At 35.4% G+C, this 24,902-nt stretch carries 21 protein-coding genes; 7 read left to right on the plus strand and 14 right to left on the minus strand.

What is annotated here, in order from left to right:
• Positions 1 to 53: 53 nt before the first annotated feature.
• Positions 54 to 1,445 carry a HAMP domain-containing sensor histidine kinase gene (locus NST00_RS11330; RefSeq protein WP_016839206.1) on the minus strand — a complete coding sequence of 464 codons (1,392 nt, stop codon included), beginning with the start codon at positions 1,443 to 1,445 and terminating at the stop codon, positions 54 to 56.
• Positions 1,442 to 2,113: a response regulator transcription factor gene (locus NST00_RS11335; RefSeq protein WP_016839205.1), complete on the minus strand. Its 672-nt coding sequence runs from the start codon at positions 2,111 to 2,113 to the stop codon at positions 1,442 to 1,444. Before NST00_RS11335 ends, NST00_RS11330 begins: the two co-directional genes overlap by 4 nt.
• A 667-nt stretch (positions 2,114 to 2,780) precedes the next feature.
• Here NST00_RS11335 and NST00_RS11340 point away from each other — a divergent pair.
• The gene (locus NST00_RS11340) at positions 2,781 to 3,329 is read left to right on the plus strand and encodes a GNAT family N-acetyltransferase (protein ID WP_016839204.1); all 549 of its coding nucleotides are present in this window, start codon (positions 2,781 to 2,783) and stop codon (positions 3,327 to 3,329) included.
• An 81-nt stretch (positions 3,330 to 3,410) separates the two neighbouring features.
• Here NST00_RS11340 and ltrA read toward each other — a convergent pair whose 3' ends face one another.
• Positions 3,411 to 4,673 carry a group II intron reverse transcriptase/maturase gene (ltrA, locus tag NST00_RS11345; protein WP_340710146.1) on the minus strand — a complete coding sequence of 421 codons (1,263 nt, stop codon included), beginning with the start codon at positions 4,671 to 4,673 and terminating at the stop codon, positions 3,411 to 3,413.
• 589 nt (positions 4,674 to 5,262) lie between these two features.
• Positions 5,263 to 6,339 (minus strand): undecaprenyldiphospho-muramoylpentapeptide beta-N-acetylglucosaminyltransferase, encoded by a 1,077-nt coding sequence (locus NST00_RS11350; RefSeq protein WP_016839360.1) that lies wholly within the window; start codon positions 6,337 to 6,339, stop codon positions 5,263 to 5,265.
• A gap of 679 nt (positions 6,340 to 7,018) precedes the next feature.
• Here NST00_RS11350 and NST00_RS11355 point away from each other — a divergent pair.
• Positions 7,019 to 8,590 (plus strand): IS1182 family transposase, encoded by a 1,572-nt coding sequence (locus NST00_RS11355; RefSeq protein ID WP_016839668.1) that lies wholly within the window; start codon positions 7,019 to 7,021, stop codon positions 8,588 to 8,590.
• A 111-nt stretch (positions 8,591 to 8,701) separates the two neighbouring features.
• Here NST00_RS11355 and NST00_RS11360 read toward each other — a convergent pair whose 3' ends face one another.
• The 5 genes from NST00_RS11360 to NST00_RS11380 form a co-directional block, all read right to left on the minus strand.
• A complete protein-coding gene (locus NST00_RS11360; protein ID WP_445329562.1) occupies positions 8,702 to 9,673 on the minus strand; it encodes a CAP domain-containing protein in 972 nt (323 codons plus the stop codon).
• A 229-nt stretch (positions 9,674 to 9,902) separates the two neighbouring features.
• The gene (locus NST00_RS11365) at positions 9,903 to 10,805 is read right to left on the minus strand and encodes a CobW family GTP-binding protein (protein WP_016839358.1); all 903 of its coding nucleotides are present in this window, start codon (positions 10,803 to 10,805) and stop codon (positions 9,903 to 9,905) included.
• Positions 10,806 to 10,877: 72 nt separating this feature from the next.
• Positions 10,878 to 12,353 (minus strand): lmo1851 family serine protease, encoded by a 1,476-nt coding sequence (locus NST00_RS11370; RefSeq protein WP_016839357.1) that lies wholly within the window; start codon positions 12,351 to 12,353, stop codon positions 10,878 to 10,880.
• 185 nt (positions 12,354 to 12,538) lie between these two features.
• Positions 12,539 to 13,255 (minus strand): purine-nucleoside phosphorylase, encoded by a 717-nt coding sequence (gene deoD, locus NST00_RS11375; protein ID WP_168412706.1) that lies wholly within the window; start codon positions 13,253 to 13,255, stop codon positions 12,539 to 12,541.
• A gap of 77 nt (positions 13,256 to 13,332) precedes the next feature.
• Entirely contained in the window at positions 13,333 to 13,560 is a 228-nt protein-coding gene (locus NST00_RS11380; protein WP_016839355.1) for a YozE family protein, read from the minus strand.
• Between the two features lie 119 nt (positions 13,561 to 13,679).
• Here NST00_RS11380 and NST00_RS11385 point away from each other — a divergent pair, with 119 nt between their 5' ends.
• From NST00_RS11385 to NST00_RS11400, 4 genes are all read left to right on the plus strand, one after another.
• The gene (locus NST00_RS11385; protein ID WP_016839354.1) at positions 13,680 to 15,476 is read left to right on the plus strand and encodes a methyl-accepting chemotaxis protein; all 1,797 of its coding nucleotides are present in this window, start codon (positions 13,680 to 13,682) and stop codon (positions 15,474 to 15,476) included.
• A 111-nt stretch (positions 15,477 to 15,587) separates the two neighbouring features.
• Positions 15,588 to 16,700 (plus strand): endospore germination permease, encoded by a 1,113-nt coding sequence (locus NST00_RS11390; RefSeq protein ID WP_016839353.1) that lies wholly within the window; start codon positions 15,588 to 15,590, stop codon positions 16,698 to 16,700.
• Between the two features lie 15 nt (positions 16,701 to 16,715).
• Positions 16,716 to 18,167, plus strand: a complete 1,452-nt coding sequence (locus NST00_RS11395) for a spore germination protein (RefSeq protein ID WP_016839352.1) — start codon at positions 16,716 to 16,718, stop codon at positions 18,165 to 18,167.
• Positions 18,164 to 19,321, plus strand: coding sequence for a Ger(x)C family spore germination protein (locus tag NST00_RS11400; protein WP_016839351.1), 1,158 nt, complete (start codon positions 18,164 to 18,166; stop codon positions 19,319 to 19,321). Before NST00_RS11395 ends, NST00_RS11400 begins: the two co-directional genes overlap by 4 nt.
• Positions 19,322 to 19,395: 74 nt before the next feature.
• Here NST00_RS11400 and msrB read toward each other — a convergent pair whose 3' ends face one another.
• The 4 genes from msrB to NST00_RS11420 all read right to left on the minus strand — a co-directional run bounded on the left by msrB (position 19,396) and on the right by NST00_RS11420 (position 21,990).
• A complete protein-coding gene (gene msrB / locus NST00_RS11405) occupies positions 19,396 to 19,827 on the minus strand; it encodes a peptide-methionine (R)-S-oxide reductase MsrB (protein ID WP_016839350.1) in 432 nt (143 codons plus the stop codon).
• Positions 19,820 to 20,353, minus strand: a complete 534-nt coding sequence (msrA, locus tag NST00_RS11410; protein ID WP_016839349.1) for a peptide-methionine (S)-S-oxide reductase MsrA — start codon at positions 20,351 to 20,353, stop codon at positions 19,820 to 19,822. The genes msrB and msrA overlap by 8 nt, the downstream gene beginning before the upstream one ends.
• An 11-nt stretch (positions 20,354 to 20,364) precedes the next feature.
• A complete protein-coding gene (locus NST00_RS11415; protein ID WP_016839348.1) occupies positions 20,365 to 20,943 on the minus strand; it encodes a YpmS family protein in 579 nt (192 codons plus the stop codon).
• A 204-nt stretch (positions 20,944 to 21,147) separates the two neighbouring features.
• Positions 21,148 to 21,990: a DegV family protein gene (locus NST00_RS11420; RefSeq protein ID WP_016839347.1), complete on the minus strand. Its 843-nt coding sequence runs from the start codon at positions 21,988 to 21,990 to the stop codon at positions 21,148 to 21,150.
• A gap of 165 nt (positions 21,991 to 22,155) precedes the next feature.
• On the opposite strand from NST00_RS11420, the gene trhA reads away from it, so the two are divergent.
• Positions 22,156 to 22,797, plus strand: a complete 642-nt coding sequence (trhA, locus tag NST00_RS11425; RefSeq protein ID WP_016839346.1) for a PAQR family membrane homeostasis protein TrhA — start codon at positions 22,156 to 22,158, stop codon at positions 22,795 to 22,797.
• A gap of 547 nt (positions 22,798 to 23,344) precedes the next feature.
• Here the strand turns inward: trhA and NST00_RS11430 are convergent.
• Positions 23,345 to 24,883: an acyl-CoA carboxylase subunit beta gene (locus NST00_RS11430; protein WP_016839345.1), complete on the minus strand. Its 1,539-nt coding sequence runs from the start codon at positions 24,881 to 24,883 to the stop codon at positions 23,345 to 23,347.
• Positions 24,884 to 24,902 lie beyond the last annotated feature (19 nt).

Raw genomic sequence — 24,902 nt, forward strand, 5'->3', positions numbered from 1 at the left:
ACTATTTTTCACAAATTTAGATGAAATTTTTTGAATGGAATTAAAAAAATGTTTTAAGTAGGTAAACGTAATGTAAAAGTTGTGCCCTTTCCTACTGAACTCGATACATCCATTTCAACTTGATACTTGTTTGCCAACATTTTTGAGATGCTTAAACCTAGTCCAGTTCCACCTCCATTACTCCGCGAACGATCCACGCGATAAAATCGATCGAATATAAAAGGTAAATGTTCTCTTGAAATGCCGATACCATTATCTTGTATCGTCATAAAAATATTTTCTGTAAAATAATGAACATGTATTTGGATAATGGGTATATTTTCGTTATATCGAATTCCATTTTCGATAATGTTTCTTACAATTTGTGCAAACGCATTCTCTGATATTTGTGCCATCCTTTTTTCGCCATCGAACACCACATTCATTTTAGCATTTGAATAAACAACTTCAAGTTCTTCAATTACGGTATTTAAAACTTTTTCTATATCACAGGAAGCTTCTTCTTTTCCTTCATTTCGAGCCAAACTTAATAATTCCTCAATCATTTTCTTCATGCGTTGAACTTCATCTATTGCCAAATCCAGCGATTCTTCCAACACTTGTGGATCATCCTTACCCCATCGCTTAATTAAAGACAGGTGTCCTTCAATCGCTTGAATGGGTGTGCGAAGTTCATGAGATGCATCTGAAACAAATTGTTGTTGCCGCATAAAAGTTACTTCCAATTCATTCATCATGGAGCGATAAATTTTTAGTAAATCACCAATCTCATCATCATGATGATAAGTAAAATGAATATTTTCTTGAAAACCTTTTTCTTTTACTCGAGTCATGGAATTCCGCAAATCTTTTAATGGCTTCATTATTATATGAACCAAATAATGACTCATAGTTACTGCAATGAACAATGCACCGATTCCTGCTATTATCAAAACCGTCAACACATAACGCATCATGGAGTGAAACGTGTCAAGCGGGTGTATTAATTGAATAATTCCTTGAAAAAATCCGATTTGAACTAAACGATTCACAACAATGACTTCTTTATGATCTAGCGATAGTTTCTCAACGACAGTTTTCTGTATTTCATCAATCGGATAATTGATGTTTGCACTAGGCGAGTAATCATTAATCCTCAAAACTTCATAACCATCCATATTATATAGACGAACCGTTTGATTTTGATGAACAATTGACTTCAATAACCCTGTATTGTCTTTCAATTCATTGATTGAAATCGATTGGCCTTGGGTATGAAAAAAATCCGTTAAATCATCAACAGTTCGGACTGCATTTAATTCCTCTTGATGGATGAGCCAAGTATAGAGTGCAAAATAGATGATGATACAAATCGTCGCATAACTAAAAAATATGACTAGTGAAGTAGATAACGTCCATTTTTGTTTTAATGTTAGTTGGAACATTGATTGTTTAATTTTTTTCATTCTCTCACCACATACCCAACGCCACGAATTGTTTCAATATACGGTTCTTTTTCTGTCTGTAATTTTGAGCGTAGATGGCGAATATAAACATCTACTACGTTTGTTTCCACTTCCATATTATGTCCCCATACTTTATCTAATATTAACTCTCGAGTACATACTCGGTTTTTGTTTTCACACAACAATTTCAATAAATCATACTCAGTTTTGGTTAAATCTAATTTTTTCCCTTCAAACATTACTTTATAGGATGCGGTATCAATTTCAAGGTCTCTTACTTTAATGACTTTTCGTTGTTGTTCACCCCAATTGGCTCTTCTTAAAACAGAGCGAATTCGAGCTAATAATTCTTCAATCGCAAAAGGCTTAACAATGTAATCATCCGCACCGGCATCCAATCCTGATACTCTGTCCGTAACCGCATCACGAGCCGTTAATAAAATAATCGGCACATCGGAATTTGCACGAATTCGCCGACAAACTTCAACACCATTGAGACTAGGTAACATCACATCAAGCAATATGCAGTCGAAAGGTTCATTTAGCGCTTTTTGTAAGCCTTCTCTGCCATCACTGCATGTTGTCACATCAAAATGTTCATGAATAAGTTCCAATTCAATAAATCGGGCTATACTTTTTTCATCTTCCACTAACAATATTTTTTTCATTTTAATCACCTTTCATAAAGGTATAAATTTATAAAAAATGGTTATATTACCAAATACAAGACACCCCTAACACTTTTTTCACAAAGAATATATCCTTAAACTTTGAAAGCCACAATTTAAGTTTACCTTAAATTGTGGCTCTTTTTTAATGAATTGGATCGAATTTTCCTCATAATCTGTAATCGCCCTACGATTGAAAAAGTTATTTCATCCTTGTAACTTTTTTCCCTAATCTGCATATTTTACGTTTATGCCCTATATCGATACAAATTTCGATAAATTTACCTAGTTTTAGAGTTATTCAATCTAGGTATTATATAAATAAAACATCTATAGTTTTCAATTTTGAGAGATGTTATGCTAAATGAATCTATTTTAACCATTAACAATTTCATTTATTGAAACATCGATGGTTTTTTTATAAAATATTTCTTATTACGTTCACAAACTTTACACAGAAAATACTGGTTTTTTTCAAACAAAATCTTGTAAGAACGATTATATTTATTATAAGATATACTGGTCAAAATTTTTTTAGAATATTAGAACGGGAAAACTATGGATGCATGTCTATAGTTTATAACGTCTAAACTTTTAGGTTTTTGGTGTCGTTGCTCTTCGTGTTATTGGAAATTTTTTGCAACTATCCTAAAAAGGAGGCGTTTACATGCTGAAACATCGAGATTTATTAGAAACTAATGAATTGTATCAATTACTCATACACCCGTCGGTTTTCCCGTATGTTCGTCATAAAGCGACGAGCCCAGAGGAATATCTATTTATGACTAAACAAATTATTGAAGAAGAGGCTTTAGGCAAAACGATATCAAGAACGATTCTTGATGAATGGGGTCAACCCATTGGAACAATAAGTTTGTATGATATTGAAGATGGCGCTGGATTTTTAGGCACTTGGATTGGCGCCCCATTCCAAGGAAAAGGATACAATCAGATAGCAAAAAAAGAATTCTTATCCGAAATATTTTTCAAATATAATTTCCATACCGTTTTTTTAAGAATTCGGAAAGAAAATGAAAAATCGAAACGTGCCTCCTTAAAGTTGCAATATGTAATTTCCGCTAATGAATTACATCCAACTTTATATGAGGAAATTAATGCTGGCGAAGCAAAATATGATTTATATAAAATTCCAAAAGATTTATTTTATTTAGTAACGGCTCATGAGCAAGAAGACACGGAAGAACAAGTAATTTAATAAATGAATCGAGTAGGAGGGAGCGATTAACTCCCGTCCTCTCACACCACCGTACGTACGGTTCCGTATACGGCGGTTCAATTAAGATAATTGACGCAAGTTTTCATAACGAGCTTCAAGACTTTCCAACCCTTGGTTTCTCCAATAGGAGTTACCAAGGGTTCTGTGTAATATTGGACTATTTGAAATACGCCAATAACTCTTCCGAGTATTTCCCCATTCATACGCTTGCCATTGTGGTACGCCAAGCTGAATAAGGTTGCGTATCTTTGTTTTCGGTTTCTTCCAGTTCTTCCATAGACACATTCGAAGTCTTCTACGAATCCATTTATCTAATTCAAGGAATATAGATTTGGTGTCTGCTAACGCAAAATATCCACTCCATCCCACTAGATATTGATTCAGTTTCTGAATGCGGTATTCCATCGGGTAGGGCATCTTGCGTGATGTGATTTCACGAACTTTATTCTTCATTCGTTTAAGGCTTTCTTTTGCGATACGAACCTTTGGCTCTTTATGATAGGTAAAGCTAAATCCTAGAAACTTACGTTTCCATGGACGGTCGACCGCTGATTTCTTTTCATTTACTTTCAGTCGTAGTTTTCCTTCAATGAATCGTTGAATGCTTGCCATTGTGCGAAGTCCTGCTCGTTTACTTTTCACGTAAATGTTACAGTCATCCGCATATCGAACGAATTTGTGTCCTCTTCTTTCCAATTCTTTATCTAGTTCATCTAGTACAATGTTAGATAGTAGCGGACTTAATGGTCCTCCTTGTGGAGTTCCTTCTAATGTGCTTGACACCACACCATTAATCATGACTCCCGATTGTAAATACTTACGAATCAATTTCAGTAATGGTTTATCTTGGATTCTCTTCGCGAGTGTACCCATTAATCTGTCATGGTTGACCTTATCAAAGAATTTCTCCAAGTCCATATCTACAACCCATCGATGTCCATCTCTTATATATTCTTTCGCTTTCCTCACCGCATCATGGGCACTTCGGTTTGGTCTAAATCCGTAGCTGTTTTCAGAGAATGTAGGGTCATACACTTTTGAAAGTACTTGGGCGATTGCTTGTTGAATCAAACGGTCTGTTACGGTAGGGATTCCTAGTAAACGAACACCGCCGTCAGGTTTCGGGATTTCGACTCTGCGGACTGGCATTGGTTCATAAGTTCCCTTGAGAATTGCCTCCTTAATAGATAGCCAGTTTTCGACTATGTGCTGTCGTAGGTTTTGTACGGGCATCATATCTACTCCGTGGCTTCCTTTATTCTGTTCTACACGTTTTAGTGCTTGAAGCATGTTCTCCCGTGACAGGATTTGATTCAAAAGCATCGTTATTCTCCTTCCGTGAATAGCTGTTCTCTTTATGCCAGTGGTCACTCCACCCTCCAAGAGGTCCCCCACGGGATTCACCGCTTCCTTCCTCAAGTGAGGTACTACGTTTTCTGTTTTCATCATGACTCACTGAATGCCAAGGGCTATTCTCTCTTAATTGTTCGGTCCTTCTTAGTTGTTCTAGACCAACTAATACTATGACCTCTGCTGACTTCTGACGGTTCAGCTACTTATCACTAAGTAGGTTATGAAGCGTACTTCACCTATCCGCCAGACCTCCCCGGGTAAGTACATGCACTTTCACACCATCTATCCGCCTCATCTACTCGATATGACCTTCGACAGAAAGAGCTTTGTTTTGTTTTGCAAACTCACTCAATCATACCTAGCCTTATATGAGGTTCGTGTTCCTCGGACCGGTGTTTTGCCTCCAGCTTCCTTCAGATTCCGCGTCACCACGGACACCCTTGCTCTTGGCTAACCTCTACTTCTGTCTTCGGGGTTCGGGACTTACACCCTATAGTTCATGTACATGCCGGGCGCACAATCAACACCAAATCTCAAAAAGGAGATTTGGTGTTTTTATTTATTTTTCATATTTTAAAATTAAATTTACCATTTCTTTCGGAGTTTTCGGTCTTTCCGCTTTCGCCATCGCTTCTAAAATGGATTCTTTATTTTGAATTAATGTTTGAAGGGATTCCAAAAATGTTTGCTTCGTTAAATTTTCTTCTTCCAATACTTCCGCAAAACCTTGATTTTTAAATAATTTTGCATTTAAAATTTGATCGCCTCGGCTTTTTGCGGATGATAACGGAATAAGTAACATTGGTTTTTTCAGTGCTAAAAATTCAAAGATGGAATTTGAACCTGCACGCGATACAACGAAATCTGCCGCGTTAATTAAATCTGGTAATTCCGATGTCACGTATTCGAACTGCTTATATCCTTTTAATTCTAATAAGGATGAATCAACATTCCCTTTACCACAAAGGTGAATGACGTTGTAGTCCTTTAAAAGCTCTGGTAGATTGCTTCGGATTGCGTCATTTAACACGACGGAACCTAAACTACCACCCATAACAAGCAACACCGGCTTTTTGCTTTCAAATTGACAAAGTTTTAATCCCCTCATTTTGCTTCCTTTAAACAGCTGTTCCCGAACAACAGAACCGGTACATGTTGCTTTATTCGCAGGTATATATTTTAATGTTTCCTTAAAAACCGTAAAAATATGAGAAGCAAAAGGTTGAGCTAATTTATTTGCAAGACCTGGCGTTACATCCGATTCATGAATGACTACTGGAATATTCAACAATTTTGCTGCAATCACAACTGGTACGGAAACGAATCCACCTTTAGAAAAAACAATGGAAGGTTTCACTTTTTTTATAATCGAAAACGCTTGACCGATTCCCGCTAAAACTTTAAAAGGATCTGTGAAGTTTTTTAATGAAAAATATCTTCTTAATTTACCACTTGAAATGCTATGGTAAGGAACTTCAGGAAAACTATCAGTAATTAATTCCTTTTCAATACCATGATGTGAACCGATGTAATGAACTGTGTATCCCTCCGCTTGAAGAGAAGGAATGATTGCCTCATTTAACGAGACGTGACCAGCAGTTCCCCCACCAGTTAAAACGATTGTTTTTTCGCTCACAAAAATTCTCCTATTCTCATGAAACTACGTTATGTTCAAACTTCTTGTTTACATTATGCTTCATTAAAGCAGTACATGAAGCCACCAACACTGATTTTATCATAAAACACGATAGAAACAACGGAATTTCACATTTGGATAAAATGATGCTTCTGTTATGGAGAGTTAGGCACTTTCAGTAGTTTATTAGCTAATCCCAATAAATGAAGCGTTACTCTATGTGATATTGGTCATTCTTGGGTACATATTGGCCAATTCCGACAATATATTGACCAATCCCTCACATTTATTAGCCAATCCACATAAATGAAGCTTTCACCCATGCGATAAATTCTCCTGTACTTATTTCTTAAAACTTTTCCATACGAAAAAAGCTCAAAAAGAGCTTGGGACAAAACCCTAGCTAATAAAAAATCGTCACTTATGATTTTTCATGAAGTGACGATTTTTTATGGAAAACGTTGTTCTCCGTTCCGGCCGACGCTTTCCGCGGGCACGGCTCAAGCCTCCTCGGTACTCGTACCTCGCACCTGCGGGGTCTTGAGGCTCGTGCTGTTCCCGCAGGAGTCGCGGCCTCCACGTCGAACAACTTAACTTTCTTAAATTTATATAAACAAAAAAAGAGGCTCTTTTGATAAAATTAAGTCACCACAACAAAATCTTAGAAAGGAGCCTCTTTATGTTTAAATATTATAACATGAATCAATTAGTTTTACCTATAGATTTAGAAGTTATATTACAAGAAAATGATATTGCCTACCATATTCATCATTTAGTCGAAAGCATTCCAGACGAAGCTTTCGCTCCGTTTTATAAAGAAACTGGTTGTCCATCCTATCATCCCCGAATGATGTTAAAAATTATCTTGTGTGGTTATACGCAATCTGTCTTTTCAGGTCGTCGTATTGAAGATTTAACAAAAGATAGCATTCGGATGATGTGGCTAGCTCAAGGATATGAACCAAGCTATCGTACCATTAATCGTTTTCGTGTACATCCCCAAATGCAAGAATTAATCCGTCAATGTTTTGTACAATTCCGTTGTCAACTTATTGAAGAAAAATTAATAGATGAAAAAGCCGTTTTTATTGATGGTACTAAGATTGAAGCGAACGCAAATAAATTTACATTTGTATGGAAAAAGTCGATCGAAAAGCATCATGCCAATTTAATTAAAAAATCAAATGAAGTCTATGACCGTTTACTTGAAGAACAAGTCTTACCAGCAATTGAACGTGAAAATGAAGAAGAGCTTTCAGTAGAAGAACTAAAAGAAGTAGCATCATCTCTTGAAAAAGTAGTCGATGACTATTCTACAAAAATTGAAGCTTCTGAAGATCCGGTGGAACGAAAACGACTACGTAGTGAAAGGAAAACACCAAAACAGATATTAAAGCAAGTGAATGATTGGATTGCACGCAAAGAAAAGTATCAAAATGATTTGGAGATTCTACAAAACCGTAACAGCTATTCTAAAACGGATCACGATGCGACATTTATGCGAATGAAAGATGACTATATGAAAAATGGACAATTAAAAGCAGGCTACAATATCCAAATCGCAACAGAAAATCAATTTACACTTGCTTATGATGTATTTCCAAATCCAACAGATACGAAAACATTGACACCTTTCTTGGATACGATTGAAGAACGGTATTTTGATTTACCAGAATATATAGTTGCGGATGCTGGATATGGTAGTGAACCGAATTATGATGACATTATGATAAAACGAGAACGAACACCTTTGATTAAATATGGGATGTATGAAAAAGAGCAGAAGAAAAAATACAAGGATGACCCATTTAAACCAAGCAATTGGATATATGATGAAGTAAATGATACCTATATATGTCCGAATCAAAAAACTCTTTCATTTAAATTTGTTTCGACACGTAAGGATTCTTCTGGATTTGTTCGTCAATTTAAAGTGTACGAGTGTGAAGATTGTACAGGTTGTCCAATCCGTCATTTATGTACGAAAGCAAAAGAAAGTACGAATCGAAGATTGCGTATAAATTTGAAATGGGAACAACAAAAAGCATATGTACAACAAAAGCTTTCAGAGCCTGAAACTGCCGAAATCTATCATCAACGTAAAATTGATGTAGAACCAGTTTTTGGATTTCTGAAGGCTATTTTGGGATTCACACGATTTTCCGTTCGAGGAAAATTCAAAGTAAAAATTGAAATGGGAATTGCCCTAATGGCCACAAATTTAAGAAAATATGCACTACGAGGGGTGTAAAACCCTCATGAATTGGATGAAATTGTAAAAGGGTGAGCTGTTTCAAACAACTCACCCCTTATTTTTGAGGTTGAAAAATACTTATGTCCCAACCTCTTTCACTCGTTTTCGTTACATTTGGATAAATTGTTGTGTCCAGTAGTATCCATTTTCAACGAAACCTACACCAATATGTGTGTAATTGGCATTTAAAATGTTTGCTCTATGGCCTGGAGAATTCATCCAAGCATTAACTACCTGTTCAGGAGTTCTTTGACCTTGAGCAATATTTTCACCTGCAGCACGATATTGAATGCCTGCCGCGCGCATTTGATCAAATGGGCTACCGTATGTTGGGCTTGTGTGAGAGAAATACCCTAAATTCGCCATATCTTGAGATTTTGCCTTGGCTACTGCCATCAATGGCGCATACATCGTAAGCGGTTTTAAACCTGCTTTTGCCCGTTCGGCATTCGTTAACTCCACTACTTGACGTTCAAATTCAGATACTTGGTTAGTAGGTTGATAGATTGTTGGTTCTTCTTTTACCTCTGGTGTTTGAACCGGTTGACTAGGAGTTGTTGGCGCTGGTGTGACAGTTTTTTCACCATTAAAGTTTGATTGATATTCTTTTAGATATTGATCCAATATTTGTTTTAACTGTTCGTTATTTAACCCTTTATTTGAAGGTGTTTCTACATTTTCCTCTACTGGAGTTGAAGGATTATGTTGTTCCTTTTGACTTGGAGGATTTACACCTTCATTTTGTGTAGGCACTGTTGGTTTTGTTTCATTTACTACCGGCTTTTCTTGTTTTTCAGATTGATTAGGTTGTTTCGTTGCTTTATGCAACTGTGAAATAATTTTTTCTGCTGTATTTTTCGCCAGTTGAATTGTTTCTGGCACATTTTTTAATGGCACTTCTGTGAACGCTAATTCTTCAATTGTTTTAACAATGATGCCATTTTTATTTTCAAATTTAATTACTTGAACGTTTCGGAATACATGTCCAGATTTTCCGTCTCCTAAATCAGCTGCACTTACTTGAGGTATAACCGTTGCAAATAAAAATAATGCGCAAAAAGTAATGAACCATTTTTTCATTATCGTTCTCCCCTTTCTGTCCTCTATCATAAAGGAGAAAATTTGAAAAAAATGGTCCATTTGTTGGTAGAAAAACCAAATAATTTTCGAATCAAAGATATAAAGAGTTTTCAGAAAAATAAATATACAGCATTTTACAGAAATAAAATATATTTCTAACAAAAATCTATTGACAAATAGAAAGAATGATAGAAATAAGTCATTTTTATTACGAATTTTACATCTTTAACTATTCTTTCTTTTCACCAATCACTGATATAGATTGTACATCTTCGCCAATCATCACAATTTTTGGTGGCATATTCATATATTCTGGCATCCATTGAACTAAACCATATGCATATTGGAATAACATCGGATATTGCATTCCTTCAATGGGTACATAACCTTTTATACGATAAACTGTCGGCGGAAGTCCCCTTACCCATTCTTCAAATTCTTCTTGAGTAAAGCCTTTGTGAAATCCAATCACTCGAGAACTTAAATGCAAATGTCTGCCGATTTGAGCCGGTTCTATTTCTTTTTTTAATGCTGTAGCTTGCAGGTTTTTCAGTAATTTCAAAGGAACTCGTCCATTTGTTGTTTGCAATATAAACGCATTGGGATTAAGTCCTTGCAATTCAAACACAACGTTTGCTTTTTCCGCTTCTGTTAATAAATCGCTCTTATTGGCAAGAATCAAATGAGCATGGCGAATTTGTTCCAAAAAGAGGCTTCTTGCTTGTGGAGTGAGCTGTTCACGCTCTAACCATCGTTTACTGTCTGCTACCGTGACAATCCCCTTAATATTTAACAGTTCAGCAAATAACGGAGAATATACGGCATCCAACGCTTCTACAGGATGTGCAGCTCCCGTTGTCTCAATAATCAGCACATCAAAATCTGCTTCGTAAAGCAATGTTTGAATTTGAGCTTCCGTTTTCTCTCCACCAGTACAACAAATACAACTGTCAAGTATTTCCTTTAACGGAACTTCATCATCCACTGCTTGAGAATCAAAAGGGATTTCCCCAAGTTCATTCATAATAACGGCTGGTTTATAGCCTTCTTCTTTCAATTGGCGTAAAACGTCCACCAACATGGAAGTTTTACCGCTTCCTAAAAATCCGCTAAATAAATATACGTCTTTCACGTGATATTCCTCCATTCATAAGAGAAGAGCTGTCATTCAATGTTAAGAATGCAGCTCTTTTCATTGTAACCATTATTGAACTTGTAGCAATTCTTTTGCTTTTAAAATGTGTGGATCTTCTTTTTCAATTTTTTCACGTAATGCATCCATTAATTCGTACGTTGTATCTCCTGAAATTTTACCTGTACGTTCTAGCCCTTTGTCCTTTTGGAACTGAAGTACTGCCGCTTCTGTTGCAGCATCAAAAGTAGTGTCGATAGTTCCAACGCTATATCCAAGGGCATCAAGCATTTGTTCCGCCGCTTTTACATAATTCGATACAACGCCTTTTTGTAATTCATTTTTAGGATCGACATAAGCAATACTCATATATTCAGGATAAGGCACTTCTACATCTGGTTTGATTCCTTTTTCATGAATCCAGTTCCCTTTTGGCGTTAACCATTTGCCCGTCGTATATTTTAAATTTGAACCATCTGGCATTTCAGTCACCGTTTGAACAGTCCCTTTTCCAAAAGAATTCAAACCAACAATTTTAGCATTAGCTGATTCTTTTAAAGCTCCTGCTAGTATCTCAGAAGCAGAAGCACTTCCGTTATCTATTAACACCACAATTGGAAATTTATATTTTTTTCCGCCTTCACTTAACACAACTTCTGGCTCACCTTTGCGCCCTTGTAATTGGACAATCGGTTTACCTTCTTCAATAAATAAGTTTGAAATTTCAATCGCAGCGTTTAAATATCCACCAGGATTTTGTCTTACATCTAATATGATGCTCTTCATACCTTCTGCTTCAAATTGTTCAAGAATCTTCAGTAATTCTTCATAAGTCTTATCACTGAAAGAAGTAATTTGAATATGAGCTATTTTGTCCTCTCCCATTTCACCATATACCGTTTCAATCGGTATTTCATCGCGAATAATTGTCATTTCAATTAATTCATCGGATTCTCCCCGCTTGATTGTTAAGTTGACAGGAGTTCCTTTTTGGCCGCGAATTAAGAGCACTGCTTCAGTAGCACTCATTCCTTGTAAACTTTGTCCATCTACAGATAATATAATATCTTCAGGTAATAGCCCTGCTTTTTCAGCTGGTGAATTTTTTATGGGCGAAACAACAACAATATTTCCATTTCGTTCTTGAATTTCTGCACCGATTCCTTGAAAACTCGATGAAAGATCAGAATTAAATTGTTCTGCTTCTTCTTTTTCCATGTAATCAGAATATGGATCGTCTAGTGCGTCAAACATACCATTAATGGCACCGTGAATAATTTTTTCATCATCTATTTCCGTATAATATTTTTCTTTTAGTTCATCATAGGCATCGTATAGCTGTGAAAATTCTTCTCTTTCAACTGGAACCGCTACTTCTACAACTTTTTCATCTCCAAAAGTTAATGCAAATATCGTTAATACTGATGTGAAAAGAATTGTTAAAAACATCATCATAATAAAAGTAAATGGTTTTAACCGAATAAATCTCGTAGCTGGTTTGACTTGTTCTTGTTGTATTTCTTTCTCTTGTTGATTTTGTTCTTCCATAGTTTCACCACTCTCATATACACTTTCTTTTACGATATTTCCATATTAACAGTTTCAAGCTTTTCCGAAAAGAAAAAGACTGTCAATATTTAATGACAGTCAACATATTTTTAGTTTCATTGAATTTATATGTGACAGCAATATCCAATATTTAAATTCTATATCAAAATGTTAATAAATATTTTTTAGATGGCTGATTCATTTTCTATTGCAGCTTCTAACGCCACTTGAATCATATCATTAAACGTTGTTTGCCTTTCTTCTGCAGTCGTAATTTCGCCTGTCAAAATATGATCTGAAACTGTCAATACGGAAAGGGCTTGTCTTCCGTACTTAGCAGCTAATGTGTAAAGGGCTGCTGTCTCCATTTCCACTGCTAAAACCCCATAACGCGCTAACTTTTCATTTTGATTTTCATCTGAATAAAACATATCAGCTGTAAAAACATTACCAACTTTCAAATTCAAACCAGCTTTCAATCCAGCGTTATAAGCTTTTAATAGCAAATCAAAATTAGCTGTAGGCGCAAAGTCAATTCCATTAAAAATAATTTCATTCATTTTGGAATCTGTGGAAGCGGATTGGGCTAAAATCACATCCCGCACTTTTACATCTTTTTGCAGAGCGCCACAAGTACCAACGCGAATTAATTTTTTTACTCCATAATCTTGCATTAATTCCGTAATATAAATAGAAATGGACGGAACCCCCATTCCCGTTCCTTGCACAGAAATTCTGTGACCTTTATACGTTCCTGTAAATCCAAACATGTTGCGCACTTCATTATAGCATGTCGCGTTTTCTAAAAATTTTTCTGCAATATATTTTGCTCGTAACGGATCTCCAGGAAGTAAGACAATATCTGCAATTTCTCCAGGTTTCGCATTAATATGAATACTCAATGGCTTCCCCTCATTTCAATGATTTCAAACTAAAATATACTTATTTTTCAAAAATTATGCAATGAATAATTTGTTACTCATTCACCATCATTTTTCATGCGATAAATTTCCCATAGTTCGTCAAAAGCATTCGTGGATAAATCATCATCTGCTAATGTTTCAATGTAACTGGACAGCTCTTCAAAAGAACGGCTAATTTTGGGAAAACTGTGATCTTGAAACATTTTCTCAGCAAACCGAGTTTTTGGATCCGATAGATCTCCTCCACGATAAGAAAGGACAAATTGATAAAAACTTTGACTCATTCAGTACCTCCCGCCTATCTAGTTAAATTTATGTAGGACTTTTTAACATTTTATAGTAGAATAGATTTGAAGATAGCAATACATGGAAACAGCATTTTTTAAAGGGGATGTTTACAAAAATGACCGTAAAAGTACAGAAAATGAATAATCAATCCACAAAAAAAGTTCAAGCAAAAGGGAAAAAACACCAAACGAAAAGTCCTACGAAAGGCCGTTTCTATCACACAATTCGTGGTCGAATTGTACTGACCTATGCAATACTCATTACAATTATCGTTATCATGCTTATTCTATCCTATATTAACATAACTAGACTACAACAAAACTTAAATCATTTTGCAGAAGTAAACTTAAAGGAACAAAGGGAAATCAATCAATTAGCAAATGACATTGCGAATTTGACGATTTTTGAACAAGCGTTTCTCATTTACGGGGATGAAGGAAACTTAAATAAATATAATACAACAAAGCAATTAATTGAAAATCAACTCAACGAACTTAGCAAAAACTTTGAACATCGCCCGGAAGAATTCCAGCTTGTCAGTTACATTCAACAATTTTTTCGCTCATATTTGTACGCATCTACAGGAATTATTGAAACAAGACAATATTACAGTTATGAACAAGCCGTTCGTTTAATGGAAAGAAGTGAAGGACCTGCCATTAAAAATAATATCGAAAAACATGCTGATGAGTTGTTGCATTTATTAGAAGACAAAAACGAAAAAACGATCAAAGAAATCGAAAAATTTGCAAAATTCTCGCGCATCGCCTTCATCTGTCTATCATCATTTTCATTGTTTATCGCTGTTTTCTTTAGTTATCTGTTATTCCGTTCTATTCGAATCAATACAGCGAAAATTAATCATTCCATTCTTGATATCGCCCATGCTGGAGGAGATTTAACGAGACGGGTGAAAGTAGCGACAAAAGATGAATTTGCTGAAATTGCCCACTCCACAAACTTGTTAATCGAATCAATTTCAAAATTAGTAAAAAAAGTGGCCAGCTTAGCTGAGCATGTTTCATCTAGTTCTCAAGAATTAATGGCATTAGCAGAAGAAAATGCAAAATCAATTGATGAAATTGCAAGTTCTACCCATGATATTGCAAATGATTCCAGCTCGACAATCGAACGAATGAATGAAGCTGCATTAAAAATGAAAGCACTTGAACAGTCAATGGTTGAATTAAATGATGAAGCATATGAAGTTCAAAAAGCAGCAAAAGAAATGCAATCAGCTGCTCAAAACGGCAGCCAATCAGTAAAAGATTCGACAAATGTCATTCATTTCATTGAAGACACGATGAAAAACACTACTTCAACAGTTGAAGCCCTAGGACAAAAATCAAAAGATATCACATCCATCATCTCAACGATAACAGCTATTGCAGAACAAACAGATTTGCTTGCTTTAAATGCAGCAATTGAAGCTGCTCGTGCTGGAGAACATGGAAAAGGTTTTGCAGTAGTAAGTAATGAAGTGAAGAAACTCGCCATCCAATCGCAAGAAGCAGCAAAAGAAGTGGCAAAAATTGTTCATTCTATTCAAGATGAAATTAATACGATTGTCATGCAAAATGCAAAAGGCGTAGAATCCATTTCTCGCGGTGTGGAAGTAACGAATGAAACAAATGAAGTATTAAATGGCATCCTATCTCAAACAAATAAGACAACAAATATTATTATTTCGATGGTTGAAAAGATTAGTTCTACTTTAAAAATTGTCAATGACTTGACAACATCTTTCCAAGAAGTCAATGCTCTCAGTCAAAACACAAGTATTGCAACGGAAAAATCAGCCCAAGCAGCCATGCAAGGGTCTGCTGCGATGGAAGAAATCAATGCTAGCGCGGTAGAGCTTGCAAAACAGGCTGATGATTTAAGAAATCTAGTTAGCGAGTTCAAAATATAAAATGGACTTTTAACAAAAATAAAAAAATTCGCTATTTACCATGTAGATAGCGAATTTTTTTTATTTTTGGTTAGACTTTTCATAGATAGAAATCATGTAGGAGATGAAGATGTGAACAATACATTTAAAATCAGTATTTTGCACGTTATTTTTATATGTTTAACCTCTATCGGCTTAAAAAATCATGTAACGATTCTTTCGCCAATTTTAGAAACCGCTAAACGCGATGGATGGATATCTGTCATTCTTACGAGTATTACGTTATTTCCATGGTTACTATGGATTCTATATATACAAAAGAAATCACAACTAAAACCCATAAAAGTATGGCTTGCTGAAAAATTAGGTCAAAAAACATCGAAAATCATACTGTATATTTTCATTATTTTCTTATATTCCCTTGCTGCATTTACTTTAAGAGAAACGATTCTTTGGATGTCCTCAACCTTTTTAGAAAACACACCCATTCCATTATTAATACTTTTATATATCATTGTATGTTTCTTATTAATTTCTACTAATATTCAAACGATTGTGAGTGTCAATACAATTATTTTATTTTTTGTGATTATCTTTGGCTTTTACGCATCATTTACGAATCTTCAAGTAAAAAATTATGAATTATTATTTCCTATATTAGAACATGGTATTGCTCCCGTCATACATTCCATGATTTTTGCTGCATCAGGATTTATTGAGTTATTTTTGCTCATTTTCATTCAACATTATTATAAAAACCCAATGAAATGGTATCACATTGCAATCATTATTTTTTGTTTCACCGGTTTAACCCTTGGACCATTAATTGGTGCCATCGTTGAATTTGGACCTGAAGAAGCTGCTAGACAACATTACCCTGCTTATGAAGAATGGGCATTAGTGACACTTGGTCGATTTATTGAACATATGGATTTTTTATCTGTCTATCAATGGCTCTCAGGAACATTCATTCGTATCGGCATCATATTATTTATCGTTTGTGACATACTAAATTTCACAGGACAATATAAGAAAATTTGGTTATACATGATGCCTCCATTTGTTATCCTAACTTTTGCATTATTCCTAATCCAAGATGAAACATTTTTGAGAATCAATAATTATTATTTTCTCTACTTTACATTTGTTTTCATTTTTCTATTATCGATTCTACTAATTCTAGTCGGCATGTTATCGAATCGAAAAACGGCCCGCACTTCCCCCAAACAGCAAAATTTAAAATGAAAGTAGGGATCTCAAGTGGACTTTGATGGTTCTTCCCTAAATCTTCTAACACTAAAGGAGCTATTTAAAAAAACTGAAGATGTCATCTTTCATCATTTTGAAATTCAAAAGATAAAATTGACGTTCATTTTTTGTGAAGAGATGATTGATCAACAACTAATATTTTCATTTATTTTACCAACATTGGAAAAGCATATAGAAAAAGCAAACAATTCCAATGAAATCAAATGGTTAACATTGACCTTACCTGATTTAAAAAAAATTGAAAAAATCGATGACATTGCTTCAGAAGTCTTTACAGGAAAGTTAATACTTTTTATAAATGATTACCAATTATTGCTTTCATGCAATATTGCAAAAAAGCCGAATCGCAAACCTGAAGAAACAAAAATGGAAGTACTCGTAAAAGGTCCACGCGATAATTTCATCGAAAATATTGCAACGAATATCGCATTAATTCGAAAACGTCTCCCTACAAAATCTCTATGTGTTGAAAAAACGATTGTTGGTGAAAGATCGAAAACAACGGTCGCCATTTTATATATTGATGATATTGCCAATAAGGAAATCCTCAAAGAAATCAAAAAACAAATTAATAATATTAACACCGATATCATTTTAAATGGCGATTCATTAATGGAACATTTTAAAGGTAAAAGATGGTTAATGCCATGGACAAATGATACAGGACGAGCTGATTTTGCTATTCAATCTTTAGTAAGAGGGCGATTTGTCATTCTGGTGGATGGCGTTAGTTATGCCATCATTACACCCGTAAACTTTCCTTTTCTATTAAAAACCGGTGAAGATTTTGAATATCCAGTTTTATTTGGTGCTTTTGAAAGAATAATGCGGTTAATTGGGGTTTTTATGGGTATTTCACTCCCTGCCTTTTGGCTTGCACTTACGACTTTTCATCCTAATCAATTACCCTTACAACTTCTGGCAACAGTCGTCGTATCGAATCGAGGATTACCCTTCCCTGCAGCCTTGGAAATGATCATATTACTGTTAATGTTTGAAATGTTTCGAGAAGCTGGTATGAGGTTTCCAACGGCAATTGGTAGTACCATTAGCGTTGTAGGTGGCTTAATTATAGGAGATGCCGCCATCCGTGCTGGTATTACAAGTCCTGCAATGCTCGTTATAATTGCATTATCTTTTGTAGCTACATTTACCATTGCCAATCAATCGTTATTAACGATTATTTCAATTATTCGATTTATTTTTATTATCATCACTTCTTTCTTTGGTCTGTTCGGATTTTTCCTATGTATTTATTTGCTCATATTATATTTAGCAAACATCCGCGTTTTTGGTGTTCCTTATTTAAATTTTGCTGCTGATTTAAGCTGGGCATCCCTAGGAAAATCTTTAATTCGATTATCCAAAAACCACTATAAACAAAGACCTCAAATGTTAAGAACTACCGATAACTCTAGAACTAGTAATGAGGGAAAAAAATGAGATATCTCAAATATTTATTCGTGATAGCAAGTCTTATCTTACTTTCAGGTTGTTGGGATTCGGAGGAAAATGAACGAATACTCTATGTGCATGGAGTGGGTATTGATTATAAAAATCAAGAATATCAAGTGTATATTCAAATCATTAGCTTTGCCAATGTGGCAAGATCCGAACAAATCGATCAAGACGTCATGCAATCAGAAGTGGGATTTAGTACAGGAAAAACGGTGAATGAAGCTTTTGCCAATCTCTATAAAAGCGTTGATGAAAAATTATTTTTTGGTCATTTAACCTTCATGATTTTTAGTGAAGATATGTTGATACACGGAAAATTAAATGAGGTGCTCAATTCATTTACAAGATATTTGAATACTCGCTATCAAACTTGGATTTATGCAACGGACCAGCCAATCGAACAATTTTTTCTCGAAACACCCCTGTTGAAAAAATCAATTACACTGACGAAACTAGCCAATCCGCTAAACTCATATGAACAAGATTCCTATATCGAACCATTAAATGTCCGTAAATTGATAATTCAATTAAATGAACCCAATTACTTAGCGAAAATTCCGTATATCACTATTGGGGAATCTTGGATTACAGAACAAGGAAATGATTCTTCTTTCCAAATTGAAGGAGTAGCACTTGTTACTCCTAGTGAATTTCACGGCTATTTAATAAAAGAAGAAGCAAATGGATTGCAATGGATATCAAAGGAAACCATCGCAAGTAATATTACAACCAATCTGAAAGGAAGCAACATCACATTTACGAATCGAAATCATAAAGTAAAAATTACGCCAATAGTAAACGGAAATAACGTAAGATTTCAAATCGATATTTCAGTGAATTCAATCATGAGCAGCTTTAATGTAAATACTACGGAGAAAGAATTAAGAGAATCTGTTGAACAGGCAATCAAAAATGAAGTACTTCAAACGTATAAGATAGGATTAGAAAAAAATCTAGATGTGTACCGCCTTTCTGAAATCCTTTACAGAAAGAATGTTAAATTATGGAATGAACTTGAGAAAAATGGTGTCATTCCTTTAACAGAAGATTCAATTAAAGAAGTCAATGTAAAGGTTAAAAAATTAAAAGCTGGAAGAACCTTTTACAAGAACTCGCTAGACACAGAACATAACAATTAACCCTTCACTTTTCATAGTAAACAAAATGATGATCCGTACTAGTTTATCGGATCATCATTTTTACGAAAGCATGATCAATCTTCAAATAACTTCAAATACTCTCCGTAACCTTCCTCTTCTAATTTCTCCTTTGGTATGAATCGGAGAGCTGCTGAGTTGATGCAATAACGAAGCCCACCTAACGCTCTCGGCCCATCAGGAAATACATGACCTAAATGAGAATCTGCCGTTTTGCTTCGTACTTCAATCCGGCGCATACCATGGGATAAATCCAGCTTTTCAACGATTTCATCCCCGTCGATTGGCTTTGCAAAACTTGGCCAACCACACCCTGCATCAAATTTATCTTTTGAGCTAAATAGCGGTTTGCCGGAAACGATATCAACATATATCCCCTCTTCAAAATGTTGGTCATACTCATTTTGATAAGGCGGTTCAGTCCCATTTTGTTGCGTCACATAATATTGCATTGGTGTTAACTGTTTCAATCGTTCTTCTTTATTCATTCATATCCCCCCAATGTTGTTTAATAAATTGAGCTCTACCAGAACCGATAAAATACCGTTCATAATGTTGCGGGTTTTTCTTGTAATAATCTTGATGATATTCTTCAGCTGGATAAAATGGTTTTGCTGGAAGAATTTTTACGACAATCGGTTTATCAAACTTTCCCGACTCTTCTAGACGCTTTTTAGATTGTTCTGCAATTTTTCGCTGCTCTTCATTATGATAAAAAATAGCCGTAGTATAAGACTCCCCTCGATCAAAAAATTGTCCTCCCGGATCAGTCGGATCAATTAATGTCCAATAAATCTCCACTAATTTTTCATATGGAAAAACTGCTGGATCAAAGGTAATTTGTACTGCTTCTACATGACCCGTTGTCCCGGAACAAACTTGTTGGTATGTGGGATTTACCACATGTCCCCCTGTATATCCGGAAACGACTTTTTCAATCCCTTCTAGTTGATCAAACGGCTTGACTAAACACCAAAAGCATCCTCCAGCAAATGTGGCTAGTTCCGTTGGCATTTTGTTCACTCCTATTCATTTGGAATCACGATTTCTAATAGTATTCGATTATTTTTCAAATCAATTTCTTTTGCTTTCACCCTTGCACCAGAAGAAAGCGATAAGTTTGATAAATCCACAAATATTTCTTGTGCATCAGGTCGTATAATCATCCACTCAGGAAAATCAATGGCTTCATTCATTAACTTCAATACCATTGAAGAAGGGAGATTTAAACTCCCTACATTCACTTCTGATTGAACTAAATGAATATTGCCATGTTCATTGACAACTGGTTCGAATTTCATGGAAACAGGTACAGTAATCCCAAATGCAATAATCTCACTGGAAATCTGAATGGCATCATTTATCTCTATATCCACCGGTAATGACGAATTTTTTAATTCTTGCGCTAAATATTTAATGGCCATTTTTTCAAAATCTTCCGCTGTCGTTTCAACATATAGGACACTATCTGAAGGTTTAAGAGATGTTTCTTTAGGAGAAGGGATTGCTGTTTCCACAGATGAAGTCGCCCAGTAAATTACGAATGCCAATAATAATACAATGGAACCTGATAATATAAAAAAGGCGACTTTCCAAACATTCATTCATCTGACACTCCTATTCAATCTTACAAATGGTTCTATCAGCACTAATCTTTTAGTATGCATCAAACTCTATTAAATATACATGCATTTGTAATATTTATTATAAGTTGATTGGAAAATTTAATAAAAGAATACGCTTATAAACATAAAAAAAGTGTCTACTCCCTTCGAACAGGTTGTTGACACTTCGATTCCAATATTTAGTTATTCTGCAAAAAACACTAATGCAATGGCTCCTCGACCGGCGTGAGTACTAACGATTGGGGAAGTAACCGTTACTTCAATATCGCAAAAGCCCGATTGTTCAATCAGTTCTTTTAACGGTGCTCCTACATTTTCCATCCCACCTGCATGAGAGATGCAGATCGATTTGACCTGTTTCCCTGTAGTATGTTTTATATACTCTTTAAACATATATTTTACCACTTGACTATAACTTCTTACTTTGGCAACAGGTAGATACTCACCTTGTTCTAATATAGCAATAGGTTTAATGTTCAATAATGAGCCTAATAGTGCTTTTCCCTTCCCTATTCGGCCACCTTTGACAAGATTCGTTAGCGTATCTAAATAAATATACATTTTAGTATTAACGCGAACTTCTTTCAACCTTTCGATGATGTCATGGACAGAAGCTCCAACTTCTCTCATCCGCACCGCTTCCCGCACTTGGATTGCTAATGCAGAGGCGATGAATTGTGAATCAAATATGGTTACCTTTGCATTGGCGATTTGTGCTCCTTGTTGAGCTGAGCTTAATGTGCCGCTTAAATTGCCAGCAACGTGTATTGAAATGATTTCATCGCCATCTTTTCCTAATTTTTCATAAATCTCTGCAAATTGGCCTGGCGCTGGCTGTGAACTTTTCGGTAATTCCTTTGCTTGATCCATCATGTCTAAAAATGGTTCAGGATGAATCTCCACCCCATCAACGTATGTTTTTCCATCAATGTGCACCGTCAGAGGAACAATATGGATATCTTTTTCTAACGCCTCTTCTTTTGAAATATCACTTGATGAATCCGTCACAATATGAATCTTTCCCACTTGCACACTTCCTCTAGCTAATTTGAATTATTATATAAAGTGATGATCCCGGTTGTAAAGATGACAACTGTCATAACTTTCATGGGTATTTGAAATATGTGACAAATGATAGTGTTGTATTGAAATGTATTCATGTAACCTATTCATTATTAGGAGAGTGATAAGATGAACAATATCCATCAAATTGATTACAAAAATTGGAAAGAAGAATTTTGGAATGCCATCACTCACGGAATTGGATTACTTTTAAGTATTCCTGCTTGTGTTTTGTTAATATTATTGGCTGTGCATAATGAAAGCGTCGTACAAATTATTTCCTACTCCGTCTTTGGTGCATCGTTAATTGTGTTATTTTGTATGTCCACTTTATTACATAGCATGCCGGAAAAATATAAAAAGTTTTTCTCCATTCTCGATCATTCCTCGATCTATGTATTAATTGCAGGAACGTATACTCCGTTTTTGTTGATTGCTGTAAACGGGACACTTGGACTTGTACTATTATGTATTATTTGGTCCATTGCCTTGTTTGGAATTGTGTTTAAATGCTTGTTTATTCACCAATTTGAAACTTTTTCTTTAATATTATATTTGGCAATGGGATGGCTTATTATGTTTGCTATTAAACCGCTCTATGCATTTTTACAGTTAGAAGGTTTTATTGTACTTCTTGCCGGAGGATTGTTTTTCACAATAGGTTCCATTTTTTATGCTTGGAGAAAACTTCCTTATAATCACGCAATTTGGCATTTATTTGTCATCGCAGGATGTACGTGTATGGTGGTTTGTGTGGCGGTTTATTTGTAACAAAAAGATGATGAGGGGGATAATAGTTAAAGCCGCTCCGATAATAGTCATTTTAAATCAGATATTGGCCAAATGAATTCATCTAATAGCAAATTAACTAAAATGAGACTGCAATGAAGCGGATATTAACCAAATCCGCTATGATAATAGTCAAAGTCGTCTCGATAATAGTCATTTTAAATCAGATATTAGCCAAATAAATCTATTTAATAGCCAACCATTAAAAATGAGATGGTTATGAAACGGATAATAGTCAAAGTCGCCTCGATAATAGTCATTTTAAATCAGATATTAGCCAAATAGATTCATTTAATAGCCAACCAATAAAAATGAGATGGTTATGAAGCGGATAATAGTCACAGCCGCTCCGATAATAGTCAATTCAAATTGAATATTGGCCAAATGAATCCTTTTAATTGCCATTCAACTTAAAGAAAGTGCATTAAGCATATACACCCAAACTTAAATGGAAATAGTCAACTCGAATAAAATAATGGCCATTCATCAAAAAGAAAAAAGTGCGAAATAGTCGCACTTTTTTCCATTATCATACTGGACTTACTCCATGTTTACGCTCTGAGAATACGAGATATTTTGAAGAATAAGCATGAAGTCTTGCAGTCAATACTTGACGCAATTCATTTGGCTCGATGACATCGTCCACGATTAATTCTGAAGCTAACTTATAAATATCGATTTCTTCACGATATTCATTTCGTTTTTCTTCAATAAATGCTTGTTGTTCTTCTTTTGGCAGTTGAGCTATCTTATTCGCATAAACCGCATTCACTGCCGCTTCAGGTCCCATAACTGCAATTTGCGCTGTTGTTAATGCAATCACACAATCAGGTTCAAAAGCAGGACCTGCCATTGCATATAATCCAGCACCGTATGCTTTTCTCACAATGATTGTAATTTTTGGAACTGTCGCTTCACTCATCGCAAAAATCATTTTTGCTCCATGGCGAATGATTCCTTGTCTTTCCACTTGAGTACCAATCATAAATCCTGGTACGTCCGCCAAGAAGATTAATGGAATATGGAAAGCATCACATAGGTTGATGAATTTAGCCGCTTTATCAGCAGAATCGTGGAATAATACTCCGCCTTTGACTCTCGGTTGGTTCGCTACAATTCCAACCGCTTGTCCATCAATCCGCGCAAAACCAGTAATGAGTTCTGCTGCAAACAGCTTTTTCACTTCACAGAACGAACCTTCATCAATGATTCGATCAATTAAATCATACATATTGAAAGGTACGTTTTGATTTTTTGGAATGATCTCCTCAATTGTTTTTTCGAATTGAGCTGGCAATTTTGGTGCTTGTACTGGAGGTTTTTCGCGATAATTATTTGGGAAGTAGCTTAAATATTTTCTTGCGTATTCAATCGCTTCTTCTTCCGTCTTTGCAAGAACGTCTCCACAACCAGATACAGAGCAATGCATTTTTGCTCCGCCCATTGTTTCTAAATCTACTTTCTCACCAATTACCATTTCAGCCATTCGAGGAGAACCTAAATACATGGATGCATTACCATCCACCATGATGACCACATCACAGAATGCCGGAATGTAGGCGCCACCTGCTGCAGATGGACCAAATAATAAACATACTTGAGGTACTTTACCCGATAGCTTTACTTGGTTATAAAAAATGCGCCCCGCTCCTCTTCTTCCTGGGAACATTTCCACTTGGTCAGTAATACGAGCTCCTGCAGAGTCAACTAAATAAATGATTGGACAAGCTAGTTTCTCAGCAGTTTCTTGAATGCGCAAGATTTTTTCAACTGTTCTTTTACCCCATGATCCTGCTTTTACCGTTGAATCATTGGCCATAAAACAAACTGTTTGTCCATGGATTTTGCCTATCCCAGTTACAACTCCATCTGCCGGCAAATCTCCCGCCATTACGTTTGCAAATATGCCATCTTCAATTAATACATCCTCATCAAAAAGCAATTTAAGTCGATCGCGTACAAATAATTTCCCTTGCTCTTTATTTTTTTGATGGTATTTCTCATGTCCACCTTTTTTAATTTCTTCTATTAAATCTGCGTGGGATTTTTTTGTTACCGTATCACCCATGAATGAATCCTCCTTTGGC

Source organism: Ureibacillus sp. FSL K6-0165, assembly GCF_038004285.1.
GTDB classification, from domain to species: Bacteria; Bacillota; Bacilli; order Bacillales_A; family Planococcaceae; genus Ureibacillus; species Ureibacillus thermosphaericus.

Bases quoted from the DNA above. Each gene is read 5' to 3' on its own strand.
- NST00_RS11385 (WP_016839354.1), top strand. From the start codon at position 13,680: ATGACCGTAAAAGTACAGAAAATGAATAATCAATCCACAAAAAAAGTT.
- NST00_RS11415 (WP_016839348.1), bottom strand. From the start codon at position 20,943: ATGAATGTTTGGAAAGTCGCCTTTTTTATATTATCAGGTTCCATTGTA.
- trhA (WP_016839346.1), top strand. From the start codon at position 22,156: ATGAACAATATCCATCAAATTGATTACAAAAATTGGAAAGAAGAATTT.
- NST00_RS11335 (WP_016839205.1), bottom strand. From the start codon at position 2,113: ATGAAAAAAATATTGTTAGTGGAAGATGAAAAAAGTATAGCCCGATTT.
- NST00_RS11380 (WP_016839355.1), bottom strand. From the start codon at position 13,560: ATGAGTCAAAGTTTTTATCAATTTGTCCTTTCTTATCGTGGAGGAGAT.
- ltrA (WP_340710146.1), bottom strand. From the start codon at position 4,673: ATGCTTTTGAATCAAATCCTGTCACGGGAGAACATGCTTCAAGCACTA.
- msrA (WP_016839349.1), bottom strand. From the start codon at position 20,353: ATGCCAACGGAACTAGCCACATTTGCTGGAGGATGCTTTTGGTGTTTA.
- NST00_RS11370 (WP_016839357.1), bottom strand. From the start codon at position 12,353: ATGGAAGAACAAAATCAACAAGAGAAAGAAATACAACAAGAACAAGTC.
- NST00_RS11400 (WP_016839351.1), top strand. From the start codon at position 18,164: ATGAGATATCTCAAATATTTATTCGTGATAGCAAGTCTTATCTTACTT.
- NST00_RS11360 (WP_445329562.1), bottom strand. From the start codon at position 9,673: ATGAAAAAATGGTTCATTACTTTTTGCGCATTATTTTTATTTGCAACG.
- NST00_RS11340 (WP_016839204.1), top strand. From the start codon at position 2,781: ATGCTGAAACATCGAGATTTATTAGAAACTAATGAATTGTATCAATTA.
- NST00_RS11355 (WP_016839668.1), top strand. From the start codon at position 7,019: ATGTTTAAATATTATAACATGAATCAATTAGTTTTACCTATAGATTTA.
- NST00_RS11430 (WP_016839345.1), bottom strand. From the start codon at position 24,883: ATGGGTGATACGGTAACAAAAAAATCCCACGCAGATTTAATAGAAGAA.
- NST00_RS11330 (WP_016839206.1), bottom strand. From the start codon at position 1,445: ATGAAAAAAATTAAACAATCAATGTTCCAACTAACATTAAAACAAAAA.
- msrB (WP_016839350.1), bottom strand. From the start codon at position 19,827: ATGAATAAAGAAGAACGATTGAAACAGTTAACACCAATGCAATATTAT.